The sequence below is a fragment of the Facilibium subflavum genome, from assembly GCF_003574485.1.
Lineage (GTDB): Bacteria > Pseudomonadota > Gammaproteobacteria > Francisellales > Francisellaceae > Facilibium > Facilibium subflavum.
Map to the genome: position 1 here is coordinate 1 of NZ_QLIT01000133.1, position 1691 is coordinate 1691.

Sequence of the window (1691 nt, forward strand, 5' to 3'; positions counted from 1 at the left end):
ATAGCATACTGGTATGATTAAAAAATAAACGTGTACAACAATCACACACTTGGAGTATATCATGAATAAAACTGATGATGTCGTTGTTTTCAATAGCGCAATTTCTGAACCATGCCGAAAATTATACTATGCAATTTTAATAAGATAGTTTACAATGGAGATTATTGCTTAATTTCTGGTTGTATTACAATGGAGTGCATGTTAGAGAAGTCACCTAAGCTTGATAAAATCTGGAGTTTAGAAAAATTGGATCATAAACTTTATCAATCAATGTTAGATTTTTATCCAGAAATCAAGAAAGCATTAAATTCGCTGCAGAATAAATGCCCAGTCGCACCAACTTGTAGTGTTTTTTCACAGGGCGATTTTTTCCGAATGAAGGGTCATGCCAGATCATTCTGTATGAAGGCAGGTGATGGACTAATTGTTTTCAAAGGCAGTGAACCCTTCGCTCAAGACTACTTAGATGTATATGAAAAAGCATATAAGTACCCTAAAGACGGCATGCCATCTAAAATAGAAAGCTTTGTTCTTTATGAACATGAAGTTTATCTTGCACTAACACGTAAAGCAGCAATCAATTGTGCTAATCTTACATATCAATTTGTGCGTGATTATCATCAGCACTTTAATATACTACCTCATATTCCATTGCCTTTGAGTGTTTATATCATTCCAAAGGAAAGAACGAGGATTTTTTTGACAGATGTTTCACCATTTTTATCAGATAGAATGCAGCTTTCGGTCGCCAAATATACAAAAGAATTAGCAAAAGATGGTTTGGCTATATACGCTTATTATTACCACGGATATCCCTTAAGGGCAGCGCATGCTATTAATCATTTTCCTGGTGCAGATGGAATATGGAATAAGAATAGAGAAAATGAATTTGGTGAATTTAAACTAGATGATGCAATACCCAATTGGGTTGGTTTTATTATTCAAATGTTTGGTCTTGGTTATGTACCAACAACGTGTATCCATACTGGAAATTGTGTGCAAATACAAAACCTCTCAATTGATGGTGGCATGTGTGATATTGACTCTATAGAACCAATTAAAAATTTTACATCAGAAAGGGAGCTAATTCGTTCGGTCATCGTTTCACTTACTTTTTTATCAGAAAGCATCGCCACTATGAAATCCGTTAACTTTGAAATTGTATTTAGTAGCTTATGGTCTGAAATTGCTAAACAAATAAAAATTAATTCATATAAATTAAACTATCATCAATCAATTACCAATTTATTTAATAAAACAGGTATTAATGTCATTGATCAAATAGAAACCATTTTCGTTAAGCAAAATGAAGTGTAATGAAAGGGCATGGTTCAGAAAATCAGCAATTACCGGCAAGTTGTGGAGAGCATTCCTAATGTAGTTGTGTTATGCTGCATTTTTATAAATATGTTGCCTAACTAGCTGCCAACCCTGAGCCCATTGATTGCTTGCTAAAGAGGTTCTAAGCTGCAACACTCTGTGTGCAGACTCTCGATTCCATTGCGCCGAGAGCATTCCTGACACGGTTTTACTTCATGCTATTTTATGCTACTCTATTTTTGTAACCTAAAATCATGGAGTAAGTTATGGCACTAAAGCAACGAATCGTAACAGAGATTTATGATGATCAAACACAAGATATAGTTCATCGTGAAGTGACAGAAGAAAAAGTAGTTAAATGACTTCCAGCA

General features: G+C 34.4%; 1 protein-coding gene. It reads left to right on the forward strand.

Annotated elements, in window-relative coordinates:
- Positions 1-111 precede the first annotated feature (111 nt).
- Positions 112-1317, forward strand: coding sequence for a hypothetical protein (locus DNK84_RS08355; protein WP_162902319.1), 1206 nt, complete (start codon positions 112-114; stop codon positions 1315-1317).
- The last annotated feature ends 374 nt before the right edge of the window (positions 1318-1691 follow it).